This is a genomic window from Fructobacillus ficulneus (genome assembly GCF_001047075.2).
GTDB classification, from domain to species: Bacteria; Bacillota; Bacilli; order Lactobacillales; family Lactobacillaceae; genus Fructobacillus; species Fructobacillus ficulneus.
This window is the reverse complement of record NZ_DF968000.1, coordinates 205,960-214,332: the sequence shown is the minus strand read 5'-3', so window position 1 is coordinate 214,332 and position 8,373 is coordinate 205,960. Positions and strand designations below refer to the sequence as shown.

At 47.1% G+C, this 8,373-nt stretch carries 7 protein-coding genes; 1 reads left to right on the top strand and 6 read right to left on the bottom strand.

Going from position 1 to position 8,373, the window contains the following annotated elements; translation table 11 throughout:
* The 3 genes from AOQ29_RS07675 to recX all read right to left on the bottom strand — a co-directional run.
* Positions 1–1,436: PD-(D/E)XK nuclease family protein (locus AOQ29_RS07675; RefSeq protein WP_179948353.1), on the bottom strand; the 1,436-nt coding region annotated here is incomplete at its 3' end.
* A 180-nt stretch (positions 1,437–1,616) separates the two neighbouring features.
* Positions 1,617–2,186: a nucleoside tri-diphosphate phosphatase gene (gene ntdP, locus AOQ29_RS03260; protein WP_061993117.1), complete on the bottom strand. Its 570-nt coding sequence runs from the start codon at positions 2,184–2,186 to the stop codon at positions 1,617–1,619.
* Between the two features lie 182 nt (positions 2,187–2,368).
* Positions 2,369–3,172 carry a recombination regulator RecX gene (recX, locus tag AOQ29_RS03255; RefSeq protein WP_061993116.1) on the bottom strand — a complete coding sequence of 268 codons (804 nt, stop codon included), beginning with the start codon at positions 3,170–3,172 and terminating at the stop codon, positions 2,369–2,371.
* A gap of 151 nt (positions 3,173–3,323) precedes the next feature.
* Here recX and AOQ29_RS03250 point away from each other — a divergent pair, with 151 nt between their 5' ends.
* A complete protein-coding gene (locus AOQ29_RS03250; protein ID WP_061993115.1) occupies positions 3,324–4,283 on the top strand; it encodes a Dyp-type peroxidase in 960 nt (319 codons plus the stop codon).
* 59 nt (positions 4,284–4,342) lie between these two features.
* On the opposite strand, the gene AOQ29_RS03245 is transcribed toward AOQ29_RS03250, so the two are convergent.
* The 3 genes from AOQ29_RS03245 to AOQ29_RS03235 form a co-directional block, all read right to left on the bottom strand.
* The gene (locus AOQ29_RS03245; protein ID WP_061993114.1) at positions 4,343–5,224 is read right to left on the bottom strand and encodes a hypothetical protein; all 882 of its coding nucleotides are present in this window, start codon (positions 5,222–5,224) and stop codon (positions 4,343–4,345) included.
* Positions 5,225–5,632: 408 nt separating this feature from the next.
* A complete protein-coding gene (holA, locus tag AOQ29_RS03240) occupies positions 5,633–6,628 on the bottom strand; it encodes a DNA polymerase III subunit delta (RefSeq protein WP_061993113.1) in 996 nt (331 codons plus the stop codon).
* A partial coding sequence (locus AOQ29_RS03235; RefSeq protein ID WP_061993112.1) for a DNA internalization-related competence protein ComEC/Rec2 occupies positions 6,597–8,373 on the bottom strand: 1,777 nt, incomplete at its 5' end. The genes holA and AOQ29_RS03235, both read right to left, overlap by 32 nt.

The window sequence follows — 8,373 nt, the reverse complement described above, 5'->3', positions numbered from 1 at the left end:
CAGACCCGGTAGGTTGGTCGGTGGCCCGCCAGGTAATTATCGAGGTAGGCGACCGTTTCAAAGTAGTCCTCATCGGCAACCAGGACCCCATGGAGGCTGGGACGCAAAAAGCCGGTCTTTAAGACCGTTAAAATATTTTGTTGGCTCCAAGTTTGATGGCTGGAACCAAGGAGTTTGGTCACCAGTTCCACCAAGGGATGGTTACCCATTTTAATATCGTTATCTAAAAAGAACGGCAGGTCATACTGGTTCATGACGGCCGGCAGGTGTTTGCTATAGGGGCCGAGGTCGCGAGCCAAAACTAAGATATCGCGGAGGTGGAGGTCCGGATTAGCTTGGAGGTCGGCCCGAATCCGTTGGGCCACGGCCTCTAATTCAGTGACCGTGTTCCCGGCTACTAAGACCGATAGGTCGGGCTTTTGACTGGATTGGGCTGGTTCTTGATAAGACCCCAACTTTTCCCAGGCCGGTAAGAGGATTTCACGGGCGGTTAGTTCGGCCGTCTGGTTGGCTGCGCCCTCTTCTTGCGCCGTTGGCTCATCACCAGTCAAATTAAGTGGTTTTTGATTTTGACTATCGCCATCCACCAGGGCTAGTTCAATCTCTTTTTGTTGGGCCAACCGCATTAAAGTCAGCGCCGTCGTCATTGGCTTTTCAAAGACATCCCCCGGTTGGACGGTCCCCAGCTGGTCACGAGAACCGAGCAAGGAAAAGGTCACGTCGGCCTTTCGCGTCAGTAAGTTAACGACCGCCCATTCCCCGGCAGTAAAGCCGGTAAAGCCTTCAAAGTACAAGACCGTTTCCGACAAATCAAGGTCTTGGCTCTGGTCCGCAAAGTATGGCAAGGATTCTTGAGCCAGAATATATTTTTCGGCCAAAGCCTCGTTAAAGGCATCCGCCACCACCGCCAAGTCCCGGAGCTTTTGGCTTAAAGTCTTGGTCTGGAGCGGATTGGTCTGTCCATCATTTTGGACTTGATCCAAGATGGCCAAGAGGTCTTCGGGGGTGATTTCAGCGCCGCGGAGTTCGGCCAGCTGGGTCACCAAGGTTTGGACGAATCCGGCCTTGGCCTGCATCCGGGCAAAAGTTGGCAAAACACTGGCATTGGCCTTTAAAATTTGCGAAACCAAGACAAAGAGCCCGGCCTCGGCCATCACTGGTGGCTGAACCTTCCCCTGATCTTGCAAGAGCCGCCAGGCTAGTCGGGACAGCGAATAAACTTGAACCTGTGATTGGGCATAGGTTTGGTCAGTGCTATAGCCATGGTTGGCCCGCAGCCGTCGTAGCACATCGACTTCGGCATCGAACTTGACGTGGTTGGGCACCACATAAAAGATCGACCGTTTGTCGCCTTGGGCCAATTGTTCTGTAATTTGATTGACCAAGATTTGCCGGCTATCGGTTGCTCCTGAATGAAATAAAATGTTGACCGCCATGACGTCCCTACCCTTCATTTACTTACTTAGTATTATACAAAACTTTACTGAATCATAAAAAAAGAAGTCACGCTCTTTGTGAGTGATATGAACCCCAAAACTAAGACATGTCATTGGGTCATCTTTAGGCCTAACTTCGAGTATAAAAAAAGAACACGTTTCCGTGTTCTTCTAACTAAGTCAACGACGATCTTTTAACCGCTGTTGCATCAAATATTGGTAACGAGAATACCAGACGTCAACATAACCCTGAGAAAATGGTCCTTTTTCCTCGTTGATCCAGTCAACTAAGATCTTGACGTGATCCTTTAAAATCGAATCAATTTCTTTGGGGTAATGCCACTTTTTACTATGCGTCGCATATTCATCCGCATCTAAGAGATGTTTTTCGCCATCAGGGAAGACCTTAACATCCAAGTCGTAATCGATGTACTTTAAGGCTTCCTTATCCATGGTATAAGGCGAGGCTAAGTTGCAGTAGTATGATATTCCGTTATCGCGAATCATCGCGACGATGTTAAACCAGTACTTTTTATGAAAGTACAAAATGGCTGGTTCGCGGGTCACCCAGCGCCGGCCGTTATCTTCTGTCACTAAAGTATGGTCATTCAGACCAATGATTGCGTTTTCACTGGTCTTTAGCACCATCGTGTCACGCCAGGTTCGATGCAGCGAGCCGTCATGCTTATAGCTTTTGATCGTGATGACATCACCTTCGCGCGGTCCGCGACTTGGCTTATCAACAATCATGCTCGTCCCACTTTTCTGACAAAAATTCCTTTTCTATTATATCATGATTTGAAAACCATGGGGGTCTTTCCCAGAAATTTTAACTAGACCAGTGGCTTGAAAATTAACAATAACCCAACTTCGCACCTGCAGTTTTAAATTTTAAAAAGATTTATGCAGTAATTCAGGGCAGCAGGCAAACCTTATTCTTCCTCTTCCCAATCAATTTGGTCCAAAGCCCAGTCGATCATTTCACCGCGAAAACCTTTGGTATACAAGGCCCCTTTGACCTTATAATACCGGTCCTTGCTGGGTAAGCGTCGATGGTGGTGGGCTAATTTTTCTACCTGACGGAGGGCATTGGCCTGCTCATCTTCCTCGTCATTGGTTAAGTCGATTTGGCTAATTGCCTGGCTGGCAATGTCAAATGAAAACCCTTTTTGCACTAAGGCCTGGGCGACCTTTTGTTGGCGGATAACAGAAGAATCCCGTCGATGAGTCTTTGCGGCCTTTTCGGCCAATTTTACCGCGACTTCAATCTGATTTTCGGTGCTATAGGCCATCAAAGCCTCATCAATGATTTCTTCGGCGACTCCCGCCTGGGCCAAGTCCATGGCAATCCCTCGCGGTCCCTTGGGATTAAAGGCCTGCTTGGTGGCGACGTAGTGTTGAGCGTAGACAGCATCGTTTAAGAGTTCTTGGGCCACCAAGTGGTCGATCACCTGGTCAACGACTTCTTCTTCGACCTTTTTGGCCAATAGTCGGTCTCTAACTTGTTTGATAGTCCGCAAGGCTGGACTCAAATAATTGAGGGCAATCTTTAACCCCTGGTCGACCTTATCAGCGGCCTTGATGGCTTCGACCATGGCTGGATCAAGTTGGCGACCCTTAATGAGGCCAAACTTAGCCAAGACATTTTCAGACACACCAAAAGCGAACCGTCCATCTAATTCAAGATTGTACCGGCCAGCCTGTTTCTGGGTGGCGATTTTTGTAATCGTTTGCATGCCTTTATTTTACGAATGATTGGTTCAAAATTCCAGGTCTTAATTTTATAATTTAGCCCTTTAAGTTAGAATAAATCTATTTTGGTGTTTTTTCTTTAATAATCAGGTATAGTTAAAGCAAGCAAATATTAGGAAGTGAGGAATCATCACAATGCCAATCAATCCGAAAGTAGCTCAAGACGTCTGGAAAGACATTGGGCAAAGCGTACAGTTTACCGTCTTAAAGTTCAAGGACCTTCCGCAAGCCGACTTGCACCAGGCCATTGTCGACTTTGCAGACCGATCACAGGCCATCATCCGCTCCTTGCGGATTCGCGATGGTAAACCAGATGGTACACCCTCAACTTTGAAGGTGGCCTTTGGCTTCTCGAACCACGCCTGGGATTTACTCTTCCCAAATTCGGCTAAGCCCCAAGAACTCGAAACCTTCACCGGTGTTGCTGGCCCCAAGTACCAGATGCCGGCCACCGAAGGTGACCTGTTCTTCCACATCCGGGCCAACAACCAAGCGGTTGTCTTTGAAGCCCAGACGCAGTTCATGAAGTTTTTGTCTGATTACACCGAAGTCTTGGACTCAACCCAGGGCTTCCGCTACTTTGAAGGTCGGGCCATCATTGGCTTTATCGATGGAACCGAAGCACCAGCTCCAGAAGATGCCGCTGACTATGCCATCATTGGTGACGAAGATGCCGCCTTTGAAAACGGGTCATATGCCTTCGCTCAAAAGTGGCGCCACAACATGGACTTCTGGAACAAGATGAAGACCGAGCACCAAGAAAAGGCCGTTGGCCGTGAAAAATTTACCGACTTGGAACTCGACGACGACAAGAAGTATGAAAATGCCCATAACGTGACTTCTCAGTATCAGAAGGATGGCGAAGAACAGAAAATCATTCGGATGAATGTTCCCTATTCTGACCCCGCCACCGGTAATACCGGAACTTACTTCATGGGTTACTCCCGTTACTGGGACGTCACCAAGGGTATGTTGCAAAACATGGTCGACAAGTCGGACTTCTTATTAACTTTCTCAGAATTATTAACCGGACAGCTCTACTTTATCCCTTCTCGGGATACCTTGGCTCAAATCGCTGATGGCGACTTTGACTAATCTCTGCAAATTAACATAAAACGCCTCATGCTAGTTTTCTAGCATGAGGCGTTTTCATTTTAAATAATTTTTGACTTAGTAATTAGATTTGAATTTACGTTGTCGTCGAGGCTATAGTATGCTTTACTATTTTTTACCTTCGTAAAGAATGTGTAATTAAATCCAGCAAAGTTAGTATCATCCACGGTTTGGTTATAGGTCATTGAATAACCAAATGGTATTTCATATTCTGTATTTTTATTCGAGTAATCTACGTATGGAGACCCTTCGTGGTCAACTGGCAAGCCGCCATCAAGTTGATGGTGTGAAATCAGCAAAGATTCCTTTGTCGGTGTTTGACTAGAACTAGTATGGTAGGCAATGATATTAACTGCTTGGGCCTTTGGCTTCTGGTATTTCACATCAGCGAGTGAAGCACGTCCCTTTTCAATCCTGTCTTTATAATAACTAATCCTGTCATTATCATAAATATTATTTAGGTTAAATTTATCGAAAGCCTTTTTTTCATCAGCCTTGTCTAACTCAAAAACTCGTTTATCAAGCTTTTGTGACTCTTTAATAATTTCATCGTCACTCATGTTTTGAATATCGCTTATCAATAGATTGTCTTTTCCATCTGTATTACCAACATGGTGAGTTTGGTAGGCTGTCATTTTCCCATCTTCAACAACGTAAACCATTGCAACGATAACATCACTAGCTAATCGATCGTCACTTGCTGTGTGCTCTGGCAGCACCAAACTATACCAGAGTCGACGCTTATTTGATGATAAGGCACTACTCAAAGTAATTCCTTTGCTAGAGGAACCACTTTGCGTGGTATCTGTATCATCATTATGGTTACCAATATTCCCCAAAATAAAGAGAGCACAAATAGCTGCCAAAACTGATGCCATGATAATTTTGTTCTTTTTACTAAGATTCTTTAGTTTTTCTAACATTTTTTAACCTTCTCTCTCCTGCTGGAAAACCTATTATTATAGAAATTTTATTGTATCAAAGATTTCAATAATATGTATTTTAATTCATTATCGTAGCAACAGTCAACCATTTTGTCTAATATTTCAACTTATTTTTTTAAATAAGAACGATTATTTTATAAATGATTAAATATCACATCTACATTTTATCTATTTTTTAAAAAATATTTATAAACCATCTTTTTTCTAAAATCACTACTAGGGGCATAATGGCTGGTTATCAACAAATTATGCAACGTTCTTACCAAAATGCAAAATATCAGAATAATCAAGACTTTCAGTTTCACTAGCGATTTAGACCTCAACCTAAAAAGGTGCCAATCATTTTCACAAATGATTGGCACCAGAAATATTAATATGTTTTCATTCTTAAAAATTAACCATAAAATCTTCAAACAAGAAGGCCGGGTCAGCGGTCGTGGACTTCATCTTGATTTCCATGTCGAGGATGTCTAAAAATCCAGCTCGAACCTGACCAAGGCGGTACTTGCGCAGGGATTGTCGAGCAAGCTTAACTCGGTATGGGTGAACCTTCAAGGCTGAGCCCACCTCTTGGTCAGCCCCCTGGGATCCCGCCACCTGCAAGAGAAGGCGGAAGTGACCCAGCAAGAGGGCGTTCAACCGCAATGGGACTTCGCCGTTTTGAATCAAGTCGTGATAGAGGGTCAAAGCTGCCGTTTTTTGTTGGCGCAGAACCAAGTCAGCCAGATCGAAAGCCTGGGCCGTCGATTCCTTGGGTACCAGTCCCTGGACCCCAGCCAAATCAATTTTTTTCGATTCCGCTGCATAGGACAAAAGCTTTGGCAATTCGGCCAAAATTTTAGAATAGGAAGCCTGGGTTCGCAGCACCAACTCGTTCTCTGCATCTTGGTCGATGGTCACCCGCCGAGGGTCCAAGAACTGGTGGAGGGCCTGGCGACTTTGCCGCTCGTCCAAGGCCGTCAAGGTCAAAGCTTCAGCCTGCTTGATAACCGCTTTAGTCACCTTTTTCCGTTTATCCAGAGAAAGGTCATTGGCAAAAATTACCAATAAGTTGCCAGGAATTGGATTTTCAATCGCAGACAAGAAAGCCTTTTCTTGGTCAGGGGTTAATTTGCCCGTGGCCGTCAAAAAGCTCGGGTTTTCCATTAAAACAACCCGGTGGTCTCCAAAAAACGGGGCACTGAGGTAGTCACCCAAAACGGCATCGAGGCCGTCACTGGCAAAGTCGTAAGCGGCCAGGTTCATCTCCTGGTCAGCCGGTTCGATAATAGTTGAAAAAAGCCGGTGGGCCTTTTGAATCAGGGCCGTTTCGTTCCCAGTTACTAAGTAGAGGCTGGGCAAGGCGCCTTGGTCAATTTGATTTTTTAGGGTCTGTAAGGTCATGACTGCTGGTTACCTCAAAATATCCTTTTCGATTTAGATCGTATACATATCTTAGCATACCTTGGCGACGGGTATCATAGACAATCATCTGGTTGGCCCGGGCTGTCTCGAGGGTCTCTTGGTTAGGATGACCATAGCGATTATCCCGCCCCGCGGAAATCAACCCATACTTAGGCCGCCAGGTTGCCATCACGGTTGGATTGGTGGCCGTCTTAGACCCATGGTGGCCAAACTTAACAATGTCTGGTCGGAAATTGGAGTACTTGGCTTGGATGGCAGCCTCACCCATTTGGTCCAGGTCACCGGCCGTAAAGAGCGTTAAGGGACCCAGACGACCGGCCAATGCCAGGGAATCTTCATTTTCGCCAATTCCAGGCTGAAACGGATGGAGGATTTTAAGGGGCAAGTGGGAAACCTGGACTTGGTCAGTACCCTCGACGACCTTAGCCCCATTCAAGTAGGGTTTGACTTTCCGTTGAAAGGCCGGTTGGTTGGGCAGACCGGCTGGGACTAGGACCTGGTCCACGCGAAAGGTCGTTAAAATTACCCTGGCATCCCCCAGGTGGTCTTGGTCCTGGTGGGATAAAGACAACGTGTTAATCCGACCAATACCGAGGGCGTGCAGGTATGGAACAATGACCGACCTGGCCAGGCCCTCCTGACTTTTTGCTTGACTAGCGGGACTTTGATTCCCAGAATTTTGACCAAATTCCGGCCGTTGAAAACTAACCTTGCCACCGGTATCAATTAAAGTCACCGACCGATTCCAGGGTTCGCGGAGTACGGCTGCATCCCCCTGACCAATATCAAAGGTCGTGTATTCCCCCGTTGACCGCCAGCGAACGGTCGTCCAGCCAAATAACAAGACGACAATCCAAGTGCTGACTAACCACCGACGGCAACGGTGGTTCGCCCCGATTGCAAACCAAGGCAAACAAAATAAGGTTAGTAGGACCGGCCAGGCAAGTGCACCAACCACAACTTGACCCGGCCAAGACCCCACCCAGGCAATCGTTTGGTCAAAGCTGGCGACTATCCAATTACAGGTTGGGGCCAGACCGGGAACGGGGACAAGCAGGAAAGCGACCAAGACTGTTGGCAGAATAACAGTGGAAAAGATTGGTACCGCCAGCAGGTTAGCCACCGTCTGCCAGCAATTCCAAACATACTGTTGGGCGACAATAATCGGAAAAGTTAGCACCGAGAGAAAGACCCCCTTTTGCCAACTGGGCCAGGTTGCAGGCATGAGCGTTAAGGCTAGGGTCAGGGCAAAAGAAAGCTGGCCACCGACTGTTAGCAGGATTTGGGGGTGGACAGCCAAGGCCACCAACAGAGACCAGGACCAAATCGTAACCGGATCAACCCGCCAGCCGCCAGCCTGCCTCAATATCCGTCCCTCGCCTGCCACAACCGCTCGTACCAAAATTGGTGGACAAGCCGTTAGCCAGTAAAAGCTTGGCAGGACCACCGCCATGATTGCCAAGGTGATTTCACGATAAAGCCCCAGGCGTCGCCCCAACCACCGTACTAGGGCCAGTAAAAAGGCCACATGAAAACCAGATAAGGAAAACAAGTGAATTAAGCCCAGCTCTTGAATCTTAGGGTTATCGGCATAAAGTGTTTGGTCCTTGGCCCCGAGCAACAAGGCCAGAGCGTAATTGGCCAATGGCTGTGGCAAGTGATGCGCCCGGTCTGCTAAAGCCCAGTGCCAGGACCGCCAGCGAAAAGTCCAAGCCTGCCAGAAA